Origin of the sequence: Streptomyces yerevanensis (assembly GCF_000716805.1) — a bacterium.
GTDB classification, from domain to species: Bacteria; Actinomycetota; Actinomycetes; order Streptomycetales; family Streptomycetaceae; genus Streptomyces; species Streptomyces flaveus.
This window is the reverse complement of record NZ_JNWJ01000093.1, coordinates 1-21,591: the sequence shown is the minus strand read 5'-3', so window position 1 is coordinate 21,591 and position 21,591 is coordinate 1. Positions and strand designations below refer to the sequence as shown.

Below are 21,591 nucleotides of genomic sequence, written 5' to 3'. Positions count from 1 at the left end.
AATCAGGTATCTCGCCAGGGGGTCGCGCTAGCTGGGCGGCCACCGGAGAGCGTGCGCACCGAACGAGATCAGCGGCGAGCCGGGCCCGCGCACCCCGTCCTCGTACCGCCAGTAGCTCAGGCCGAAGGTCCCGGAAAGGAACCCGGCGAGGAAGCCCAGCGCCAGCGGCCCCACCGGGTTGGAGGCCCCCTCCTCGACCACTTGCCCGCCGACTGCGAAGATCGCCACCCCGAACCCGAGCGCCGCCGCTACCCCGGCCAGGCCCAGCACCAGCCACGCCCACCGGCGGCTCCTGGTCGCCGCGACACTGAGCACCTTGAACTTCAGCGGCTTCAGGCAGCTCCCGCATTCCAGCGCCTCCACCCGCCGGCCCTTCTCCGGCCGCTCGATGTCGATCGGATAGAGAGCAAACTGGCGGACGACATGGCTGCTGTGGATGTCCTTGGACACCATGTGCGCATATCTCAGACCTGGATACGGCCCCAGTTCCCGCTTACTCATAGCAGCCTCCCTCTATCAGATACCTGTCCGGATCGTCCCGATGGTCGATCAATCCGTCCCCACCAGCTGTTTCGTGAATCCACGGCCCCGTCGGTCGCCGGTTCCCCACATGCTCAATCTCCGTAACTCGGGGAGCGCAGGACGTCGTTCACGTCGAAGCTGAACGTCGGCGTCGGGTACAGCGGGTCAGGCACACCCGTGGTGTCGGGCACGTCGTACGGATCGGCGGTGGGCTTGCCCTCGGGGCTGCAGACGTTCGGCGCCGCTGGAGGCGACAGCTGGTACTCGGCCACCCGATCGGTCCTGAATTTCACGTCCCCGCCAGCGATGCTGAGGACCCCGGACCCGGTGCTGATCTGCTCGGGCAGTTCCTTGCTCTTGAGGGGCCTGCCGACGTACACCGCGACCAGGGCGCCCACGCAGACGCTGCGGTCGCCGGCGTAGAGCCTCTCCGGCGTTTTCACGAGTTGCTCCTTGCGTCCGTCGACGCGCAACTCGGTCCGCTTCACGGAGTCCATGTCGAAGTAGTAGTCCGGTGGGGCCCCCGTGGCGCTGGTCGTGTACTGTCCGGCGCCGCCGTAGGTGAGCTTCCAGAACTCCACCTGAACGGTGACCGTTTCGCAGAGCGGGCCGGAGTAGCCCTGCATGCTCTCGTCGATCGTGACCGGGTCCTTGGAGGTGTCGACGCCTGCGGCGGGGGCATCGGCCGCTATTCGCACCCAGCGCACAACCTGTTCCGTCGTCCACTTCCCGTTGGGGTGGCAGCCCTTGGCGTTGGTCGGGTAGAGCGGGGAGGGCGTGGCCGACGGGGTGGTCGGGGCAGCGGTGGCAGTGCCGGTCGCGGAGGGCGTGGCGGCCGATGCGTCGGTGCCGTCTCCGTCGCCCGAACAGCCGACCGTCAGCAGCGCGACGGCCGCCAGCAAGGCGGTGACCGGAGCGGCGGCATACCGAGCCGGCCGGTCACCTCCCGTCGGGGTGACGGCGCGGACCAGCCACCGTACCCGGTCTCCTGCAGACTCCAGAAACGTCATCATCCTGACCTGTGCTCAGTGGCTTTCCGGTCGCACGGTTCACCCTCGATCAAGACCCTTTCCTAAGCGGACGCTGAAGAAATCAGTAGAACTACGCAATCGGCTACGTACGTTCGCCGGCCGCGGAGTTGCCGCAGTGGCATCCTCTCCACGGATCGAGCTTCGTGCCCCGGGGCTGTCGCGCCTCGATGACGGGAGCGCGGCGTTCGCAGCAGCGGGCGAGGCGCTGGAAGGCGTTCCACCGGGCGTGGGTTGATGGGTTGATCAGTTGATCAGATGGGTCTGTCCGGTTGGTGATCACTGATGCGATGAGCGTGAGTCGGCCCGAGGAGAACTCCTACTACAGGTACCGCGCCCACCCCGACCTGTCCCCCGCCGACGTCGCCCACTACCCGCCGCTTCACGGCAAGCCGCCAGGCACAACAGCAGCGGGGCCAGTGGGAGTGCTGCCTGCTACTGGGGGCGGCGTCCGGTGACGACACCATCGGGGTCGTCGGACAGGGCGATGCGGGCGGTGATGCGTTTGCCGACCGGCGAGGCGGACTGACCACCAAAATCCACCTGGCCTGCGACGGCCGTGGCCGTCCCCTCGCGATCCTGCTGACACCCGGCCAACGCCACGACAGCATCTGTGCACGGCCCCTCCTGGAACGCATCCACGTCCCGCGCAGCGGCGTCGGACGACCGCGCTGCAGGCCCGACCAGGTCATCGCGGACAAGGCCTACAGTTCCCGCGGCTTCCGCGCCTACCTGGCGTGATCGTCCGGTTCGTCCGGCCGGTGGGTCCCCGTTACCGTCTTCGTGGCCCTGAAACAGGGCTCCCGGCCTCCGGCCCCGGTATGACTCGGTCCCCCAGTCGAGATGATCGAAAAGGTGGTGTCGCCGGTGTCGGAGGCATTGGCAGACCGCTGATTAGAGGCACGAGCGCCCTTTGGGCAGTCTCTTCGTAACGTGGATGCTGGCACGCTGATGCCGCAGGTGAGGCCGGGAGGAATGCGAGCGCGGGAGTGAAGGCATGTCGGACGAGACGGGCATCGACGTTCATCTTGGCCTGGACGTCGGCAAGGGCGATCACCATGCCGCCGCCGTGAACCAGGCGGGGAAGAAGGTCTTCGGCAAGCCGCTGCCCAACAGCGAACCAAAGCTGCGGGAGCTGTTCGACAAGCTCCAGGCCAAGCACGGAACGGTACTGGTGGTCGTCGACCAGCCGGCTTCCATCGGGGCCCTGCCGCTGGCAGTCGCCCGGGACGCGGGCTGCCCCGTCGCCTACCTGCCCGGACTCACGATGCGGCGGATCGCCGACCTTTACCCTGGCGAGGCGAAGACGGACGCCCGCGACGCTTTCATCATCGCGGACGCCGCCAGAGCGATGCCCCACACCCTGAGGACCATCGATCTCGCGGACGAGACCGTTGCCGAGCTCGCGATGATCGCCGGGTTCGACGACGATCTCGCGGGCGAGTCCACCCGGATCGCCAACCGGCTCCGCGGCCTCCTCACCCAGATCCACCCGTCCCTGGAACGAGTCTTGGGACCGCGGATCCAGCACCCGGCCGTGCTCAAACTGCTGGACCAGTTCGGCTCTCCGGCCCAGATCCGCAAAGCCGGACGCCGCCGACTCGTAACCCTGATACGTCCCAAGGCGCCGCGGATGGCCGAGCGACTGATCGAGGACATCTTCACCGCACTCGACGAACAGACCGTTGTCGTCCCGGGCACTGAAGCAGCTGCGCTGATCGTCCCCAGCCTCGCAAGTTCGCCCCAGTCCGTCCTGGACCAGCGCAAACTCCTCGCCGCACGGATCGAGGAACTCCTGGAGGCCCACCCTCTTTCCAAGGTCCTGACGTCCATGCCGGGGATCGGCGTCAGGACCGGAGCACGGATCCTCATCGACGTCGGCGACGGATCCAGCTTCCCGTCCGGCGCCCACCTCGCCGCCTACGCCGGACTCGCCCCGGCAACCCGCAGCTCAGGCTCGTCGATCCGCGGCGAACAACCATCCCGGAGAGGAAACAAGCAGCTCAAACGGGCCTTCTTCCTCTCCGCGTTCGCCGCCCTGGCCGACCCGGCCTCTCGCACCTACTACGACAAGAAGATCGCCCAAGGCAAACACCACACCCAAGCCCTGCTCTGCCTCGCCAGGCGCCGGGCCGACGTCCTCTTCGCCATGCTCCGCGACGGAACCTTCTACGAACCCCAGCCGGCTACTTCGGGCTGAACCTCAGCACCCTCGCCACACACCGGGCAGTCACGCTCGTCGACCGAGTCGATCACGACCGGGTGACCACAGAAGTCGCACGGACGCATGCCCTCATCAGCCGACCCCCGAACAGACACGTCATCACTCACGACAGCCACACTGCCAGACCCACCCGACACCGACCCGACCACCTTGACCAAAGACATAGGGGCACCTTTTCGCCCCGTCGCGGCGGCGTGCTGGTGGGAGCGGACGATCGTGGAGTCGATCTGCACCAGCCAGTCGATATCGCCGGCCGCGTCCGCGCGAGCCTGGATCTGCTGCAGGGCTTGAGTGAACACGCCGTCAAGGGCGTAGCGTCGGAAGCAGGTGTAGACCGTCTGCCATGGCCCGTAGCGTTCCGGCAGGTCACGCCAGGAGATGCCGGTGCGGATCTTGTAGACCATCCCGTTGATGACCTGCCGGTCCGACACACGCGGACGTCCCGTGGCCATCCGGTCCGTGCCTTGCGCGCCATGGCCGAGCAGCTCGGCCCCGATACTCCCGACGAACTCGCCGTCATGGGCGCTGGTTACCTGCCCTGAGTCGCCGATCACGCGCGTGGGGCCCGCACCGGTGCAGACGCTGTTGGCTAATCCGGGGCCTGCCTACTTCGCCCCGTCGATCGTTTGATCGGCGGGGCGAAGTGCTGCGAAGTGGCTGGTGCGGGTGCGGGCTCGTGGTTGGACGGTGATGTGGGCGTCGATGCGGGCGAGGTTGATCGCGGCGCCGGTGAGCTGGTGCTGGAGGCTGGTCTTCGCGAGGCCTCGGTAGCGGGATCTGCGCAGGCCGCAGCGCCCGACGGCCTGGGAGATGGTGCCCTCGACACCGGCACGGATCTTGTACCGCTCCTTCCAGGTATCGGTTCGCTGCTCGGCTCGGGCCGTGCGGACGGTCTCGTGTTCGTCGCGGCCCTGCCGGAGGTTGAGCTCGCGGCGCTGGGCTGTGGGTGAGTTGACGCAGTCGCGCAGGTGAGGGCAGGGGCGGCAGTCGGCCGGGCTGAAGCGGACCCGGATGACGGGCAGGCCCTGCTGGGAACGCCGCTCGGCCCACTGCGTACTGACGACGCCGTTCGGGCAGGTCACCCGCTCGCGGTCCCAGTCGATGGCGAAGGCGTCCTGTCCGAAAGAGCCGTCGGCCGACGCGGCGGTGTTGGCGGCCATCGGCCCGTGCAGGACGATGCCGTGCTCCCGCCGGGCGGTCACGACCTGGCCGGCGGTGGGATATCCGGCATCGACCCAGTGCTCGTCGGGCAGGCAGTCCCGTTCGGCCAGCGCGTCATGGATCTCGGGGACGCTCACCCTGTCGTGGACAGTGGCGAGGGTGGTGGCCACGTTCGTGATCAGGTTCGGCGTCTGCGGCTCGCAGGTCTCGATCAGGTGGACCTTGTATCCGTCCCACAGAGTGTCCCGTTTGACGCTGCCCCGGGCCTCGGTGTCATAGGGGGTGACCAGGCGCAACGCGCCCGGCGGGCGGTCTTTTGGGTCCCGCCGCCTCACCTCGTCCTCCACCTGGTGGAAGTGCTGGACCCACATCTGCCGCAAGGTCTCCACCTCCGTCAGGGCGCCGAGGCCGGCCGGTGCGTCTGCGGCGAAGACCGCCTCAAGCAGACGCATCCCGTCACGACCGACCCGCAAGCCCACCTCATTGCGTTTGGCGCGGGCCTTGGGGAACCGGGAGTCCTCGGCCCTGGTGGCGTAGTGCCTGAACCAGTCCGGCTCCGCGACCCGCGTCAGCCAGTCCGGGGCATCCTGGGCAATCGCGTTGAGCGCCGAGCGCAACGTCTCGGCAACCATCTCCAGCCAGGACAGCTCACGCGCCGCCGACAGCACATGCGTGGCGTCGGTGCGGGCCCGGCCCGCCGTCTTCAGCAGGCCCTTCTCCCGGGCCGCGACCAGGATGCCGTCCAGCACCCGCCGCCCGGCATCAGCCTGAACCAGCCGGTCCCGGAACTCCGACAGCACCGAGAAGTCGAACCCCGGATCGTCGAGCCGGAGGCCGAGTGCGTATTTGAAGTCGATCCTGACCCGGACCGCTTCCGCAGCCTGCCGGTCGGTGAGCCCTTCGACGAACTGCAACACCAGTACCAGTGCGAGCCGACCCGGTGACCAGGCAGGCCTGCCCCGCACCGGGAACAGATCCACGAAGTCCTCGTCTGTGAACAACAATCCCAGCTCGTCCCGCACCCGGATCGCCAGGCTCCCCTTCGGGAACGCGGCCCGAACCACCCGCACCGTCTCCGCCGGGATCTCTCCAGATTCCTTCGGCTGCATCGACATCCGCACCCACCCCATACGACAACGTCGGCCTCCAAGACCACAACCGGGTCTTGAAGGCCGACGTCACGCCAGGCCCCGAATTAACCAACAGCGTCCGCGTACGCGCTCCGGGGCCCTGATGACGTCCTGGCCGCGAGGTCAGGCGGGCGTGATGTTCTCCGCCTGCGGGCCCTTCTGCCCCTGCGTCACGGCGATTTCAGCCGCCAGGTCGCGCTGCCGCAGGTGATCGGCCTTGCGGGTGCGGAAGGCCGCGGCCGTCCGCAACCTCGGCGTCGCAGCGGCCTCATTCATGCCGGCGAAACCCATCCGCCCTGGCCGACCGACAGCGCCACAGTCTTGACGCCAGACACCGTAGGGAGCGCCAGACGTCCCCAACACCCAAACACCAAACCACGTCTGGCAGTTGGGAAACGAGGAGCGTGAACGGCGTCGGCGGCCCGTCTGGCGACGCGGTGGAAACCAGAGCGACGACGCCGACGGATCTGTCGGTCCCTTCTCCCAACAGCTGTTGTGCCACCGATTCGCTGTAGCCTCGGGGCATGGCATGTACCAGCATCCCGCACGTCTTTCTGTAAACGGCGGAGACGACAGCGGCGTTGACCATCCGGCCCGAACCGGAGAGTTCTGACGACGTCGCGTCTCTTGGCGTGCCCACCATCGCCTGCTGATGTCACTCCCCATGCCCCAACCACACATCCGTCCTGCGGTCCTCCGCTGGGCAGTGGCCAGGTGAACGGGGCGCCCACTCAGCGCGGCGCTGCAGGTATCACGGCCGGTCGACGCACGCCAACGGCTCCGGATCCATGCTCCGCCGACCACGCAGCCCACCGCTGCTGAGGAACAACCATGCCTACCTCACCCAACGCGCGCCATCAAGCGCAGCACAGGCCCTTCGACATCTTGCTCTGCCCGCTGTGCCACGACCGCCTCAAGCCTGTCGGCCAGGCGCTGCGGTGCCCCAGCCGACATTCCTTCGATATCGCCCGGCAGGGCTATGCCGGCCTACTGGCTGGCAACCGGCGTTCCACCGGCGTGGACACTGCCTCCATGGTCCAGGCCCGCACTCTCTTCCTGCAGACCGGCCACTACGCACCGCTCGCGCGTACTCTTGCCCGTCTCACCGCGGCGCTCTGCCCGCCCGACAGCACCGTCCTGGACGCCGGGGTCGGCACCGGCTACTACCTCGCCGCCGTCCTGAAGGCGCTCCCCGCAACCGTCGGTCTCGGGCTGGACACATCCCCGTACGCTCTCCGCAGGGCAGCCCGATCCCACGCCCGCGCAGGAGCCGCCAGCTGGGACATCTGGCAACCGTTTCCGGTACAGAGCCACGCCGTCGACTTGGTGCTCAACGTCTTCGCACCCCGCAACGGCCCCGAATTCCACCGCATCCTCCAGCCGAGCGGTGCGCTACTGATCGTCACCCCCACACCGCAGCACCTCGGCGAACTCCAGCGGCACCTCGGCCTGCTGTCGGTCGACCCGGCCAAGGAACAGCGCCTTCGCCGCACACTCTCCGCCCGTTTCCAACCCGATCACACCGAAGCACTGAAGTACGTCATGACCCTGACCGCCCAGGACATCGAAGCCATGTCCTTCATGGGCCCCACCGCCCGCCACATCAACCCCGACGTACTGCGCCGGCGGATCGCCTTACTGGGCACACCCTTCCAGGCGACTGCGTCCTTCGTCGTATCGGTCTACCGACCGCGGTGAACGACCAGGAGCGGAACAGGGCGGTCGATTCCCGCCGTCCTGTTCCGCCTCCCAGGTCAGGCGCTGGAGCCGGGTGTGCGTTCTGGTCCTCATCGCCCTATCTCACGAGCCCGGACGCGCACCCAGCCGAGAATCCGTGACGAACGCCGACGCGTCTGGGGCTGGTCACCGCCGCATCTGGCGCCGAAGCCCTCATGCCAAGCACTGCCCTCGTCTCCCGATGTTTGAGGCATCTGAAGGTGCAGGTCCGTTGAGCGGACTGGCTGCGTTGCACACCCGTTGCTCGAAACGGAGCATGTGGATTTCCTGCTCGATCCTGCCTCTCGGGAGGTTCAGTGCGCTCCATTGTTCGACGAGAACTTGCGGCTCTCGTGAGTCTGCTCGCCCTGCTGACCGTTGTATCGGCCGTACCTTCGTCCGCGGCCCCTCGCCCCTTGACGATCTCCACCGACAAAGGCTCGGTCGCGGGGTCCACGGCGGACGGGGTCGATCGGTTCCTCGGCATCCCGTACGCCGCGCCACCGGTCGGTACCAGACGCTGGCAGCCACCCGCACCCGCTTCCGCCTGGTCGAGCCTGCGGTCGGCTACCGCGTACGGCTCACGCTGCCCGCAGTCGCCCACCAGCACCGGCCCGGGCATGAGCGAGGACTGCCTGTATCTCAACGTCTACACCCCCGAACGGCGAACGCACCGCCCGCTGCCGGTGCTGTTCTGGATCCACGGCGGGGGCTTCTCCAGTGGTGCCGGTGACCTCTACGACGGCTCGCAGATCGCGAAGGCCAACAACGTAGTGGTCGTCACGATCAACTACCGGCTGGGCGTCCTCGGTTTCCTCGACGTGCCCGGGCTGAGCAGGCAGGGTGCGGGCAACTACGGCCTGCTCGACCAGGAGGCGGCTCTTCGCTGGACGCAGCGCAACATAGGTGCCTTCGGAGGGGACGCGGGCCGCGTGACCATCGCGGGCGAGTCGGCCGGCGGCCACTCCGTCTGCGCTCTGCTGTCCTCACCTCCGGCGCGCGATCTGTTCGCCGGTGCAATCATTCAGAGCGGCGGGTGCCCGAGCCTCACGGCCGCACAGGCCACCGCCAAGGGCGATGCCTACGCCGCGGCCGTCGGCTGTTCCGTTCCGGCGACCAGCGTGGCCTGTCTACGGGCCAAGTCGGCGAACGAACTGCGGGCCGCCGACAGCGGCTTCGTCGGCGGCATCCTGACCGGTCCGCTTCCCGTGTCCGGGGTTCCCGAACTGCCCCTCGCGCCGAGCGTTGCCGTACGAACCGGCCGGATCCACAATGTCCCCCTCCTCATCGGAAGCACCCGCGACGAGGTGCGCCAATGGGCACTGCCGTTCGCGAACGCGACGAAGGGTCAGTACGAGCGGGCGGTCAGGCTGGAGTTCGGCGCACAGGCCGACGCCGTACTCGCGCACTACCCCTACAGCGCCTACGACAGCCCGTACACAGCGACGTACGCCATCGGCACGTTGTGGGGCGACAGCAGCGTCTTCTACGGACTGGGCGGCTGCCAGTACCAGAACCTCACGGCCCAGTTCGCCAATCGGCAACCGAAGACGTACTTCTACGAGTTCGACGACCCACACCCACCCACCCTCGCGACGACTCCGGCCGGCTTCGACTCCGGCGCCCCACATGCCAGCGAGCTCGGCTACCTGTGGCCCATGGAGACCTCGAAGTTGCTGACTCCGGAGCAACAGCAGCTGTCCAGGGCGATGGTGCGCTACTGGGGCGCGTTCGTGAAGCACGCGAACCCCACGACCGGAGGACTGGCAGCCTGGCCGTCATACCGCAGCGGCAAGTACCTGTCTCTGCTGCCCGGTGATGACAGCCAGGCCATGAAGTCCGAGGTGTACGCGGATCGACACCAGTGTTCGTTCTGGAACAGCATCAGCTACGACTGGCTCACCACCAACCCGGACCGCCTCGCCGCACAGGCAGGCGTTCCCACGTCCTGATGCCCGGCACAGGAGGACGCCCTCCTGGTCGCTGCCGCCTGGGACTTCTGGTGGGACTGAGGCATCTCCTACCGGGAAACGATCAACCGTGCGGCGGGAAGCGATAGTCGCCTACTCCTACGAGGAGATGGCCTTGGGGGCAGTGTCCGTCGCCGCCCCGGTGCTCGGCCTGGACGGCCGACTGCCGGCCCCGCGCTCGGCATCGTGGCGCATTCTCGAGCCGCCGTCGACCGGCTCGTCCCGGCCGTGCGCACGGCGGCGCTGGGGATCGCCCGCTGGGCAGCACTTTCTTGAGCGTACGATCCAGATACCTTACGGTGGTGCCATGGCAAGGACCCGGGAGTTCGACACCGAGGCGGCGGTGAGCCGCGCGATGGAGCTGTTCTGGACGCGTGGCTACGAGGCGACCTCGGTGCGCGACCTGACCCGCCACCTGGGGATCGGGCAGGGCTCCTTGTACGCGGCATTCGGCGACAAGGACGGCCTGTACCGTGCCGCGCTGGAGCACTACCGCACCACCCTCGCGGCGGCTGCCCTGCGCAGCCTGGAGGAGGGTGCTGATGCCCGCTCGGCGATCCGCACGCTACTGGTCGAGCGGATGCGCATCGCTGTCGAGCAGGGCGGCCGGGGCTGCCTGGTGGTCAATGCCGCCTGCGAGCGCCTGCCGGAGGATCCGTCGGTCCGGCGCATCGTGCGGGACATGCAGGATGCCAGCCGGGACGCCCTCGCCGAGGTGCTGCGGGTGGCGGGGGCGCGGGGTGAGATCGCGGCGCGGCACGACCCGTACACGCTCGCCGCCTACCTCGTCACCTTCCTCAACGGGCTACTGGTCTCCTCGAAGATCACGCCGGACCTCGAGGCCCTCGAACCCCTCGTGGAGGTCGCGCTGGCCGCCCTCGACTGACTTTTTCATGACCAGAATCTGTATCGAACGATCAAGAATAGGCGCCGGAACCCGCATGCACGGGATCACCCGGCGCCATCTCGCTCCCATCGACAACTCCGGAGAACTCACCTTGCACTCCGTCGACCACCCCGCCGCCGGAACGGCCGCGGGCGCCGGGGGCCCGAGCCGCCTGATGACCCTGGTCGACCCGCCGCAGGCCGGCTGACACCCGCATGACACCCGCACCGCGACTGACATGGAACAGGGAAGGCTGAAAGAACATGATGTACGACCATGACGGAGCGCCCGTCCGAACCGGCCGTGCCGCCGTCAACGGAACGAGTCTGCACTACCGGACGGCCGGGTCCGGCCCCGCCGTGGTGCTGCTGCACGGCGTGCCCAAGACCAGCTACCACTGGCGCCACCTCGTCTCGAAGCTGACTCCCCATTACACCGTCGTCGTACCCGACCTCCGCGGCCTCGGCGACTCCGCCCGCCCCGCGGACGGCTACGACTCCGCGACGATGAGCGACGACATCGCCGCACTGATGACCCACCTCGGGCACGAGACGTACGCCGTGATCGGCGAGGACTGGGGAGCGGTGATCGGTTACCAGCTCGCCGCCCGCCACCGCGACCACGTCAACGCTCTCGTGTTCGCCGAGGCCCTGTTCCCCGGCTTCGGCTTCGAGGACCACACCGCCCTCACCCCCGAGAACGTCGCCAGCGGCCTGCACCTGTGGCATCTGGGCTTCTACTTCCAGCCGGACGTTCCCGAGATGCTGATCGCCGGGCACGAGCGCGAGCTGATCACCTACATGATCAAGTTTGAGCGCAGCCGTCCCGACAGCGCCACGCCCGACGCGATCGAGGAATACGTGCGCTGCTACTCCATGCCCGGCGGTATCCGCGCCATGCTCGCGATCTACCGGGCGATGCTCGTAGACGCCGAACAGAACCGGCAGTCCGCGCAAAAGAAGCTCGACATCCCGGTGCTGGCGCTCGGCGGCTCGGCGTTCATCGGCGACCGCAACGAGTCCCAGATGCGGCTCATGGCCCACGACGTCACCGGCCACGTCTTCGACGCCGGGCACGACCTCGCCGAGGAAGTACCCGAAGAGATGGCCGACGTGGTCCGGCCGTTCCTGGCTGCGCACCTGTAGCCGATCGCGCGATCGCCGGCACTGGCGATCGCGCAATCCTCCAGGCAGTCCCGCGCTTCGTCTTTGTATCCGGCCGGGACTACGACTCCGGCGACCATGTCACCTCCATGGTCGGCCCGAGCAAAGGCGATTGGCGGGGGGTGCTGTTCGGCTACAGCCGTGCATGACCTCCGCTCCTTATGTCACCGCAGTTCAGGGCTGGTACAGGGCTTCGGTGGTCCCGGCAAGGGCCTGGGCAAGATCCGGCACCAGGTGCTCAGGGATGTGGTCGAGGACGCGCCGCCGTGCGCTGGCGAGATGGGTGGCTTGGGCCGAGCGCATGGCGTGCAGACCGGTGTCCGTGAGGACGGCGTGGTTGCCGCGTCGATCGTTGTCGTGACGTTCCTTGCGGACCATGCCGTGGTGGGCCAGCCCATCGACCACGCGGGTGATGCGGGAGGGTGTGAGACCGGCCGCGGCAGCGAGTGCGGACATACGCATGCGCCGGTCGGGGGCCTCGCTCAAGAGGAGCAGGACCGCAAACTCGGTCATCGTCACGCCGGTTCGGGCCATGTCCTCCTCCAGTGCGCGCGGCAGGGCGTGGACCAGTCGCCCCAGGCTCCGCCACAGAAGGAGTTCGTCGGGGGTCAGGGCTGCGGGATCGATGTCGGGGGCCATGTCTCCAGTTTATTTGACGAGGCAAGCAATCAGATTAATACTTGCTCAAGCAAGCAACTGAGAGGGAGGCTCATGGATCCCGCAACCCCTGTACCGGACGGATTCAGACACGTCCACGCCGAGGTGAACGACGTCCGGCTGCACTATGCGATAGGCGGCGCCGGTCCCGTGGTCGTCCTCGTGCACGGCTGGCCGTTCACTTGGATCGAATGGCGGGCCGTTATGCCGCTCCTCACTGAACGGGGCTTCACGGTCGTCGCACCGGACCTGCGCGGTTCCGGCGACTCGGCCATCCCGGCAGGGCACTGGACCAAGCGGGACGAGGCCGAGGACCTGCACCAACTGCTGCGGCACCTCGGCCACGAACGCGTCTTCGTCGTCGGAACGGACGTGGGCTCGATGACCGTCCATGCCTGGGCTCAGGCGTACCCGGACGAGGTCTCCCGGCTGGTGCTCAGCGAGGCGTTCCTGCCCGGCTTCGGCCTGGAGGAGCACATGAACCCGGTCAATGGCGGCTCATGGCACTTCGGGTTCCACGCCCAGAGCGAGTTGGCGGCGATGCTCACCGCGGGCAAGGAGGAGCAGTACCTGTCGGGCTTCTGGTCGATGATGACCCGAGGAGGCATCACCGACGGTGACCGCGCCGACCTCCTGCGCGCCTACACCCGCACCGACGCCATGCGCGGCGGGTTCGAGCACTACGCCACGCTCGTCGAGGACGGCCGGGCCGCCCGTGCCGGGGGCCCGGTCGGGATGCCGGTGCTGATCCTCAACGGCGAACACGGCCTGCCCCAGGACGTCCTGCTGGACGGCGCCCGCCAGGCGGCCATGGATGTCCGCGCGGACATCGTTCCCGCCGCCGCGCACACCTTCGCTGCCGACAACCCGGTATGGACCGCCGACCGGCTCGCCCGCTTCTTCACCACCACCCCCGCCTGACCGCGGGCACACCACACGCGGCACACACACCGCACCACACACAGCACACGGAGCACCGAACATGCAGATCCTCGTCATCGGCGCCACCGGCTATGCCGGCCGGCGCGCCTCCGCCGCCCTGGCCCGTGCCGGCCACCGCGTCCTCGGCCTGACCCGCGACACCACTGGCCAGGCCGCCCAGGACCTCACGATCAACGAGGTCACACCCGTCGAGGGCGACTTCTCCAAGCCCGAGACCTGGCGCGGCCACCTGGACGGCACGGACGCGGTCGTTCACCTGCTCATGGAGATGAGCGACCCCTTCGGCGGCGACCAGCGCCTGTTCGCCGAACTCGTCGCCGCTCAGGAGCGTGACGGGCGCCGTCGGCACCTGGTGTTCACCACCGGCATCTCCTCCTACGGCCGCACCGGCCTGCCGCTGATGGACGAGAACACGCCCGGCAACCCCGAAAGTCCCCTCGGCTTCCGCTTCGCGCTGGAGAAGGAGCTGGCCGCCAGCGGCCTTGCGCACACTGTGGTCCGCCCCGGTTTCATGTACGGAGGGCCCGCCACCACCTCCATGACCGGCGAGTGGTTCGCCGCCGCCGAGGCAGGCAAACCCGTTTTCTACGGCGACACCGCCAAGCGCTGGAGCTGGGTCCACGTCGACGACCTCGCCGACGCCTACGTCCGCATCCTCGACAACCCGGTTTCCGTGGACGGCGAGGTGTTCGTCGTCGCCGACGACCAGCGCCTGACCGCCCTGGACGTGCAGCGCGTCGCCCTGCGCGCGGCCGGCTACGCCGGCGAGATCACCCTGGAGAGCGCGGAGGCCGGCGGGATGATGCAGATGGCCGCCGACCAGGACGAGCTCGTCACGAGTGCGAAGGCCCACCGCCTGCTCGGCTGGTGCCCCCGCCACGTCTCGTTCACCGACAACCCTGAGCAGCACTACCGCGCATGGAAGGCCAACCAGTCGAGCACCGACTGAAACACGCGCGGGGCAAAGGCGCACAGCAGGTTGCGCTCCGCCCGCGGCGTTCCGCTGACCACACTGCCTGAAGCCATCGGCGGCTACACGACGGCAGCGACCCGGGCCGGCGGCGATCCTCCACGACCGAACCGCCCAGTGAACTCATCAAACAACCCTGTCCAACCGTCAGCTGCCCCACCGTCACGCCGACGACGACGAGACACCCGCACCGCAGTCGCCGGCGTGGACGGGGAGCGCACGCTTGGGGCTACGGGTGCGTACGTTGCCTGGAGTTCACCGAGTGCGGAGACAACCGCTGTAAAGTCGTCTCCGTGAACGCAGCCGTTGAAGCTTCAACACACTTTGCTGTGTTGGGGCCGGTCAGGGCATGGGACGGCGAGAGGGAGCTGGGCCTGGGGTCGCCGCAGCAGAAAGTGGTGCTGGTGGCGCTGTTGCTGCGACGAGGGCGCCCCGTCACGGCCGACGAACTCGTCGATGTTACCTCTCGGTCGCGATCGACGACAGCTGGCACGGCAGCCTGCGTCATGTGGCGGCATGGGAGGCAATGAAGGCAGTCCACGAGATCACCCGCGCCGACACCCCCGACTTCGAGCAGTACATCGACACCGCGGTCAACGATCTCCAGAACCCATCCCCGGCTGGCCATGGCCGCGCCCGCCTCGTAGCGCGGCCGGCCGCCCATCAGAATGGCGTCGCGCCCTCCCTAGGGGCGCGACGCCGCTTTTCGTGTGCGGTGGGTCTGTGTCAGATCCGGGCACACCGTTCCCGCGGGCGGGAAACGCCCAGGCCAGTGGCCGACGGACCGGAGTGTCAACGCTCTCCAGCACAAGACCAGCCCCCCAGCCACCCATGAGCAGCAGCGAACAGCACGCCCCACTGCACACCGCCCTGCAACCGAGCAGCGAGAAGCAGTAGCGCCCCGGACCAAGGAAGTCCAGGGCGCTACTGCGGGGTTCTCGGGAGGCCCCTACGCCTCAACGTACGCCACGACCGTGATCGTTATTTGATGACGAGAGCGTGGTGCACGGCCTGGCGGGCGCGGTCAACGTCGGCATCCGTGATCGTCTCGTCGTCCTCGATGCCGGCGAGCCACTCGGTCATCTCGTTGGGGTGCCAGCGATTGAAGTCGGTGGGGATCTCGAGTGGGCGGGTGTCGGGCATGGCATCCTCCTTCGCCGAACCGGTCACGGTGCTCAACGTGTGACGACGCAGCAGGTGCCGGACAGGCGGTCAGATGCGCCAGGAGCGGATGCGGTCGGCCGCGTCGTATCCGTCGTCACGGCGTCCATGTACGCCGTGACGATCGCGGCGGCGTACAGGGCGTTGCGGGCCGGGAGGGGGCGCAGTCGGATGATGGCGTGCATCAGGGCCGCGGCGCGCCAGGCGTTGTCGACGGCGACGCCGACCTGGGGGGGTTAACCCGGTGGCGGGCGACGGCGGCCACGAGGTTGGAGAAGTCGTGGATTGAGGGGTGCTTGGGCCACCGGTTGTCGATCGGCGGCGACACCACCCGGTGTTGGCGGAGAGTGATATCGCCGAGTTTTGACACCACTTGGGGGCTTGCGGTGGGAGGCTGGGGATGCTCTGCATGGTGAGGGGCGCCGGTGCCACCGAAGTCCAAGGTCGATCTGTACGCGGCGATCCGCCGTGATGTCCGGGCGGGGATGTCGAACCTGGCGAAGAGTCATGTCCTACCGGATCGAGGCGCGGCCAACCGCCCCCGCTACGTCCTACTCCTCCGGCTCCCAGGCGCGGAGCAGGTCGAGCAGCCCTGCGTCTCCGTCAACGTGCAAGGAGTCGGCCGGGATACGGTCGTACAAGTAGAGGACCAACTCACTGGCCGTGCCATGGATGGAGGCGCCGGCTGCGTCCGAGTCCTCGCCGGTCGCGGCTATGGGCGCGGGGACGCGGGTGGAGCGTGCGCCGTCGCCGTCGACCGTGAGGCGCCAGGAGGGGCCCTCGGCGGCGTGGAAGTCGAAGGCCGTGGGCTTGTGCGGCCATGCGCTGGGCGTCGCGACGCAGGTGAACAGGAACTCCTCGACACCGTCGAGGGCGACCTCGGCCGGCAGCGGCTGCGGGGCGCCCGCGGCGAGCTGGGCGTCGTAGGTGTGCACCGCGGTCTCCTGGGCCCGGTGCCGGGCGACTCCGCCGGAGGTCCGCGGCATCTGCAGGGCACTCCACCACGCCCAGCAGCCGGCGTCCGGTCCTGCCTCGCGCAGGGCGCTCAGCAGAAGCTGCGTCGACGCGGCCAGCCAGGCCAGCAGGGCCTCACGCTCCCGCGGCACTTCCAGAGCGGCGCGCGCAGCGGTGGCCTCGGCCGGGGGAGCCTCGGCAGGCCCCGCGCCGACGATGGCGGCCCAGAAACGGTCTCCCCCACCCAGGTGCTTCACCAGATCGAACAGCGTCCACTCGGGGCAGGTCGGCACCTGTGCGTCGAGACTGGGCGCGGCGGCGACCGCGGCACGGAAGGCGGTCGACCGTTCATCGATCAGTCGCAGCAGGTCAGGGAACTCAAGACTCTTTTCCACCCCGGATGTCTATCACCGTGCTCCGGTGATCGGACAGCGATTTTCACAGTCGCCGCCGGTTGGCCATTGCGGACGTCGTCCTCGCCTCCCACCGCTCGGGTGACAAGCTGCGCACTGCTGCGAGGACGCTGGTGGTGGCGGTACGCCCGGCGTCGTGCCTGTGGGTGCTCTGGCCTCTTCGGCGCCGGCAGGGATGGGGTTCGGCCGGGACACCTCAGACCGCGGCGGACACCGGGGCGGATACCAGACCGGTGGCCGGACTTGCGGTCCTGATCCGCAGCGCGCGGACGTCGCGCACCGCGAGCATGGCGACGGTGCAACTGAGGATCACCACAGCGGCCCCGAGCAGTGTCGTGTGCACGCCGATCGCGGCGCTGAGCGGGCCGACGGTCGCCTGGGCGAGTGGGATGGCCACGAAGGAACCGAGCGCGTCGTAGGAGTAGACGGGCGCCAGCCGATCCTCGGGGATCTCCTGACGTCGATGTCGAAGTCGTAGTGGTCAGCGAACGCGACCGCCTCCGGGTGGAGCGGGACCGCCTCACCGGGGGCGACGTGCCGCCGGACCCTACGGGGACGGGCGACTCCGGCCTTCGATGCATGCGCAACCAAGTGGGGAATCGAGAGCGGGCCTGGCCGTTTTCGCGGCTCTGGCCGCAGTTCCGTGAATCCCCAGGTCAGCGGCGGGAACGTGGGATCGTTTCACCAGGGTGTTTCTTGCTGTGGCGAGCAAGACGGTCGAGGACGTGTTGTTTCCCGGGATCAATGTGCGGGTGGAGCGGGTGAGCGACTCCTCCGGTGCCTTGGTGATGGAGGCGGTTTCCACCGGACGGCCGGGTCGGTGCCCGGACTGCCGGAAGCAGGCCAGACGTGTGCACAGCGCGTACCAACGTCGCCTGGAAGAAAGGCCGTTGGGCTCCCGGCGGGTCGTCGTCCGGCTCCGGGTGCGCCGGTACTTCTGCGACCGGAAGAAGTGTTCCCGCAAGACGTTCGTCGAGCAGGTGCCGGGCCTGTCCGAGCGGCACCGCCGCTCCAGCACTGGGCTCACGGGCTGGCTGCGGTCGATCGCAGTCGAGCTGGGCGGCCGTCCGGCCGCACGGTTATGCCAGCGTCTTCGGGTTGCCGCCGGCCGCACCCGGCTGCTCAGGCTCCTGACGGCGCCGCCGGTACCAGACCGCGCCCCGCGGGTGCTGGGGGTCGACGAGTTCGCCTTCCGCAAGGGCTGCACCTACGGCACCGTCCTGGTCGACGTCGAGGCCGGCCGGGTCGTGGACGTGCTGCCCGACCGCACCTCGGAGACGTTCGCGGCCTGGCTCACGGATCATCCCGGTGCCGAGATCATCTGCAGGGACCGGGCCACCGCCTACACGAAGGCGGTCAGGGAAGCCGCCCCGGACGCCCTGGAGGTCGCCGATCGGTGGCATTTGCTGCAGAACCTGTCCGCCGCGGTGGAGAAGACCTGCCACCAGCACCGCAACTGCCTGCGCAAACACGCCGAACAAGAGACGGAGCCGACCGTGCCGGAACCGGCCCCGACGGAACTGCCGGTGCCGGAACTGCCCCGCACCCAGATCATCGAACGGACCCGTCACCGCTACGAGGACATCCACCGGCTGGTGGAGAAGGGCTGGACGATCAGCGCCATCGGCCGCCGCCTCAACCTCGACCGCAAGACCGTACGCCGCTTCCGCGACACCGACCTCGACGAACTGCTGGCCTCCGCCTGCGACCGCCGCCCCAACGGCGTCCTGAAGCCGTTCAAGGCATACCTCAACGCCCGCTTCACCGAGACACAGGGCCAGGTCAGCGGTACCCGCCTATTCCAGGAGATCCACGAACGCGGCTACTGCGGCAGCCGTCAGGTGGTCCGCAAGCACCTCGCTGCTCTGCGGGCGGGCACCGCCGAACCGGTCCGGGCCGACATCCCCAGCCCGCGGAAGATCACCTCCTGGATCATGCGGCCCCGCGAGACCCTCTCCGACAGTCAGGACCCGAGGCTGCTGGAGGTCCGGCTCGCCTGTCCGGACATCACCCGGGCCTGCGACCTCGCCCGCGCCTTCGCCGATCTCGTCCGTCACCGGCGCGGCTACCTCCTGCTGGAGTGGATCCGCCGGGCCGAACAGGACGCCCCGAAACCGATGCAGGGCTTCGCCGGCTCCCTCCGCCAGGACCTCGACGCCGTCACCGCTGGTCTCACCCTGGAATGGAGTTCTGGGGTCGCCGAGGGGCACGTGAACCGGGTGAAAACACTCAAGCGAGCCATGTATGGTCGGGCCTCCTTCGAACTCCTCCGGACCCGCATCCTCACCCAGCCATGAGCATCACGCCGACGGTCCCCGCAGGCCCTCTACGCTTCTCACGTGCGCTATCTGACGGAGTCCTTCGCCCTTGGGGCCCTGAGACGGGGCCGACCAATCGAGCAGTTCCTCGGCCCTGCCGGCTCACCCGAGCGTCCCGGCATCCGCTACATCGAGGTCAAACCGGCCAAGATCCGCTACGAGATCTACCTGCACACCCTGGCAGACGTCGGTCACGAGACCTTCGTTGACGTGGTCGAGTTCCCTCCTCTTTGCACCGACGATGAGGAAGAGGAGTTCGGCCGCCTTGTCGCGACTCGCGACGACCCGCTTGCCGCCCTCGCAGCCGCCGAAGACATCACCGGAGCGGCACGCGGAAGGTGGGTCAACGCTGGCCTGGTCCAGGACGAGTATCACGACTACGTGGTGGCCGGACGGCCGGCAAACAGCTCACCAGATGGAAACCCCTGCCCCGTGCCTCCGCCCAGACTTTGACGATCAAGCGAGATCACGGAACTGCGGACAGAGCCGTTTTCGCAGATCCTCATCAACCTGCCGCAAGCTGAGCACTCCTGGCCCTTCCACTCGGCTGACGACACCCGACCGGCCGAGGCCGCTCCTGTCACGGGCCAGCCTCTGCTCTCGTGCGGTGCTGGCGCAGGCCGTCGAGCTTCCCGCCGCTGGCGCTGAGGGATCGCAGGGCAGTCCAATCTTCCCCCATTGGCCGTTACCGGCCGCTTGGACGGGCGGTTACGGTCCGGCCATGGACGAGCTGACCCGGACCTTCAATCGCGCCGCCGAGCACGCCGCCGCCTACCGCCGCTCGCTGCCCGAGCGGGCGGTGGCGCGGCCCGTCGACTACGCAGCCTTGCGCGCCGCTTTCTCCCGCCCGCTGGACCGCTCGCCCGCCGACCCGCTCACGGTGGTCGCCGAGTTGGTGGCCGTCGCCGAGCCCGGACTCGTCGCCACCGCGGGGCCGCGGTTCTTCGGGTTCGTCGTCGGCGGGGCGCTGCCCGCGGCCACCGCCGCGGAGATCCTCGCCGCCGGGTGGGACCAGAACGGCTTCAACGCTGCGCTCTCGCCCGCCGCCCTCGCCGCGGAGGAGGCGGCGGGCGGCTGGTTGAAGGACCTGCTCGGCATCCCCGCCACGGCGTCCACCGGGTTCGTCACCGGCGGCCAGGCGGCCAACACCGCAGGGCTCGCGGCAGCCCGGCAGCACCTACTTACCGAGGCTGGCTGGGACGTCGGGCGTAAGGGGCTGGGCGGCGCCCCGCGCCTGCGGGTGGTCGCGGGCGAGGAGCGACACGCCACCATCGACCGCTCGCTGCGGCTGCTCGGCCTGGGCACCGACTGCCTGGAGACGGTCCGCACCGATGGAGGCGGCGCTCTCGACACCGATGACCTGCGCCGTGTGCTGGCGTCCGGCCCGGGCACGCCGACGATCGTCTGCACCCAGGTGGGCAACGTGAACACCGGTGCCTGTGACGACCTCCGTACCGCCTGCGACCTCACCCGCGCCCACGGCGGCTGGGTGCACGTCGACGGCGCCTTTGGCCTGTGGGCCGCTGCGAGCCCGGCGACCCGCCACCTCGTCGACGGCGTCGAGCTGGCCGACTCTTGGGCCTGCGATGGCCACAAGTGGCTGAACGTGCCCTACGACTGTGGCTACGCCTTCTGTTCCCGCCCCGCCATCCACGCCGACGCCCTGTCGTACACGGCCTCCTACCTCACCCGCGCTGACGGCACTCCGGCCGGTGGCGCCGACTACACGGCCGAGTCCTCCCGCCGCGCACGCGGCTTCGCAACCTGGGCGGCGCTGCGCGAACTCGGCCGTGACGGCGTCGCCGAACTCGTGGACCGCTGCTGCTCTCTCGCCCGCCGCTTCGCCGACGGCCTGTCCGCGGCGGGCTTCGGGGTGGTCAACGACGTGGTACTCAACCAAGTCCTCGTCAGCTTCGGCGACGATGCCCGCACCGACCACGTCGTGCAGGCAGTGCAGAATGACGGCACCTGCTGGGTGGGCGCCACCACCTGGCGCGGCCGGCGGCTGATGCGCATCTCGGTGTCCGGCCACGCCACGACAGAGGCCGACGTCGACCAGTCGGTTGCGGCGATCGTGCGGCTGGCGCGGGCGTCGTAATCCTGGCGGCACTCATTGGGAGAGAGATGCGTGTGAGCATCGGTGACCTGGAGGAGTAGCCAGTTCCGTCAGTTTTTGGCCGTGGCCCTGATGATCTCGGCATCCGCCTTGCCATCCTTGGGTCAAACGTGACGGATATATTGCATATACCGGTCATATGTGCTGGCAGTGCGAGAGTGCGCCCATCGCTCGCGACCCATGCCGGGAGGTTCCACCGCATGGCCCACACAGCCCGTCCTGACGCTCGCAGTCCAGTCCCCCGCCCAGACCTCGCCCTG

At 68.7% G+C, this 21,591-nt stretch carries 20 protein-coding genes and 3 pseudogenes; 13 read left to right on the top strand and 10 right to left on the bottom strand.

What is annotated here, in order from left to right:
- Positions 1–27 precede the first annotated feature (27 nt).
- The gene (locus OP79_RS55750) at positions 28–501 is read right to left on the bottom strand and encodes a hypothetical protein (protein WP_157857504.1); all 474 of its coding nucleotides are present in this window, start codon (positions 499–501) and stop codon (positions 28–30) included.
- Between the two features lie 113 nt (positions 502–614).
- Positions 615–1,535: a hypothetical protein gene (locus OP79_RS45610; protein ID WP_051745674.1), complete on the bottom strand. Its 921-nt coding sequence runs from the start codon at positions 1,533–1,535 to the stop codon at positions 615–617.
- A gap of 531 nt (positions 1,536–2,066) precedes the next feature.
- On the opposite strand from OP79_RS45610, the pseudogene OP79_RS53120 reads away from it, so the two are divergent.
- Both OP79_RS53120 and OP79_RS45605 read left to right on the top strand, forming a co-directional pair.
- Positions 2,067–2,285: pseudogene (locus OP79_RS53120) on the top strand (transposase); the annotation flags it as partial.
- A 262-nt stretch (positions 2,286–2,547) separates the two neighbouring features.
- Entirely contained in the window at positions 2,548–3,750 is a 1,203-nt protein-coding gene (locus tag OP79_RS45605; protein WP_033329086.1) for an IS110 family RNA-guided transposase, read from the top strand.
- Here the strand turns inward: OP79_RS45605 and OP79_RS54730 are convergent.
- From OP79_RS54730 to OP79_RS55745, 3 genes are all read right to left on the bottom strand, one after another.
- A complete protein-coding gene (locus OP79_RS54730) occupies positions 3,720–4,328 on the bottom strand; it encodes a transposase (RefSeq protein ID WP_106972650.1) in 609 nt (202 codons plus the stop codon). The two genes, OP79_RS45605 and OP79_RS54730, sit on opposite strands and share 31 nt — an antisense overlap.
- Before the next feature lie 51 nt (positions 4,329–4,379).
- Positions 4,380–6,050 (bottom strand): IS1182 family transposase, encoded by a 1,671-nt coding sequence (locus OP79_RS45595; protein ID WP_033329085.1) that lies wholly within the window; start codon positions 6,048–6,050, stop codon positions 4,380–4,382.
- 138 nt (positions 6,051–6,188) lie between these two features.
- A complete protein-coding gene (locus tag OP79_RS55745) occupies positions 6,189–6,341 on the bottom strand; it encodes a hypothetical protein (protein WP_157857503.1) in 153 nt (50 codons plus the stop codon).
- Positions 6,342–6,896: 555 nt separating this feature from the next.
- On the opposite strand from OP79_RS55745, the gene OP79_RS45590 reads away from it, so the two are divergent.
- The 5 genes from OP79_RS45590 (at position 6,897) to OP79_RS45575 (ending at position 11,782) form a co-directional block, all read left to right on the top strand.
- Positions 6,897–7,763, top strand: a complete 867-nt coding sequence (locus OP79_RS45590; RefSeq protein WP_033329084.1) for a putative RNA methyltransferase — start codon at positions 6,897–6,899, stop codon at positions 7,761–7,763.
- Between the two features lie 434 nt (positions 7,764–8,197).
- Positions 8,198–9,733 carry a carboxylesterase/lipase family protein gene (locus OP79_RS45585; protein ID WP_157857502.1) on the top strand — a complete coding sequence of 512 codons (1,536 nt, stop codon included), beginning with the start codon at positions 8,198–8,200 and terminating at the stop codon, positions 9,731–9,733.
- 325 nt (positions 9,734–10,058) lie between these two features.
- Complete coding sequence (locus OP79_RS45580) at positions 10,059–10,637, top strand: TetR/AcrR family transcriptional regulator (RefSeq protein WP_033329083.1); 579 nt, start codon at positions 10,059–10,061, stop codon at positions 10,635–10,637.
- 55 nt (positions 10,638–10,692) lie between these two features.
- Positions 10,693–10,845, top strand: coding sequence for a hypothetical protein (locus OP79_RS55740; protein WP_157857501.1), 153 nt, complete (start codon positions 10,693–10,695; stop codon positions 10,843–10,845).
- A gap of 55 nt (positions 10,846–10,900) precedes the next feature.
- Positions 10,901–11,782, top strand: a complete 882-nt coding sequence (locus tag OP79_RS45575) for an alpha/beta fold hydrolase (protein ID WP_033329082.1) — start codon at positions 10,901–10,903, stop codon at positions 11,780–11,782.
- Between the two features lie 192 nt (positions 11,783–11,974).
- Here the strand turns inward: OP79_RS45575 and OP79_RS45570 are convergent, their stop codons facing one another.
- The gene (locus OP79_RS45570; protein WP_051745664.1) at positions 11,975–12,439 is read right to left on the bottom strand and encodes a MarR family winged helix-turn-helix transcriptional regulator; all 465 of its coding nucleotides are present in this window, start codon (positions 12,437–12,439) and stop codon (positions 11,975–11,977) included.
- A gap of 72 nt (positions 12,440–12,511) precedes the next feature.
- On the opposite strand from OP79_RS45570, the gene OP79_RS45565 reads away from it, so the two are divergent.
- From OP79_RS45565 to OP79_RS58885, 3 genes and pseudogenes are all read left to right on the top strand, one after another.
- A complete protein-coding gene (locus OP79_RS45565) occupies positions 12,512–13,378 on the top strand; it encodes an alpha/beta fold hydrolase (RefSeq protein WP_051745662.1) in 867 nt (288 codons plus the stop codon).
- A gap of 61 nt (positions 13,379–13,439) precedes the next feature.
- Complete coding sequence (locus OP79_RS45560; protein WP_033329081.1) at positions 13,440–14,348, top strand: NAD-dependent epimerase/dehydratase family protein; 909 nt, start codon at positions 13,440–13,442, stop codon at positions 14,346–14,348.
- Between the two features lie 314 nt (positions 14,349–14,662).
- Positions 14,663–14,827 (top strand): annotated as a pseudogene (locus OP79_RS58885) (transcriptional regulator MoaR1); the annotation flags it as partial.
- A gap of 523 nt (positions 14,828–15,350) precedes the next feature.
- Here OP79_RS58885 and OP79_RS56245 read toward each other — a convergent pair.
- The 4 genes and pseudogenes from OP79_RS56245 to OP79_RS56240 all read right to left on the bottom strand — a co-directional run bounded on the left by OP79_RS56245 (position 15,351) and on the right by OP79_RS56240 (position 17,294).
- Positions 15,351–15,512, bottom strand: coding sequence for a hypothetical protein (locus OP79_RS56245; RefSeq protein WP_169786258.1), 162 nt, complete (start codon positions 15,510–15,512; stop codon positions 15,351–15,353).
- 69 nt (positions 15,513–15,581) lie between these two features.
- A pseudogene (locus OP79_RS53110) lies at positions 15,582–15,882 on the bottom strand (toxin Doc).
- Between the two features lie 199 nt (positions 15,883–16,081).
- The gene (locus OP79_RS45550) at positions 16,082–16,879 is read right to left on the bottom strand and encodes a maleylpyruvate isomerase family mycothiol-dependent enzyme (RefSeq protein ID WP_033329079.1); all 798 of its coding nucleotides are present in this window, start codon (positions 16,877–16,879) and stop codon (positions 16,082–16,084) included.
- 214 nt (positions 16,880–17,093) lie between these two features.
- Positions 17,094–17,294, bottom strand: coding sequence for a hypothetical protein (locus OP79_RS56240; protein ID WP_033329078.1), 201 nt, complete (start codon positions 17,292–17,294; stop codon positions 17,094–17,096).
- Between the two features lie 304 nt (positions 17,295–17,598).
- Here OP79_RS56240 and OP79_RS45540 point away from each other — a divergent pair, with 304 nt between their 5' ends.
- The 3 genes from OP79_RS45540 (at position 17,599) to OP79_RS45530 (ending at position 21,313) form a co-directional block, all read left to right on the top strand.
- Complete coding sequence (locus tag OP79_RS45540) at positions 17,599–19,194, top strand: ISL3 family transposase (protein ID WP_033329077.1); 1,596 nt, start codon at positions 17,599–17,601, stop codon at positions 19,192–19,194.
- A gap of 42 nt (positions 19,195–19,236) precedes the next feature.
- Entirely contained in the window at positions 19,237–19,668 is a 432-nt protein-coding gene (locus OP79_RS45535; protein WP_033329076.1) for a hypothetical protein, read from the top strand.
- A gap of 268 nt (positions 19,669–19,936) precedes the next feature.
- Entirely contained in the window at positions 19,937–21,313 is a 1,377-nt protein-coding gene (locus tag OP79_RS45530) for a pyridoxal phosphate-dependent decarboxylase family protein (RefSeq protein WP_033329075.1), read from the top strand.
- The last annotated feature ends 278 nt before the right edge of the window (positions 21,314–21,591 follow it).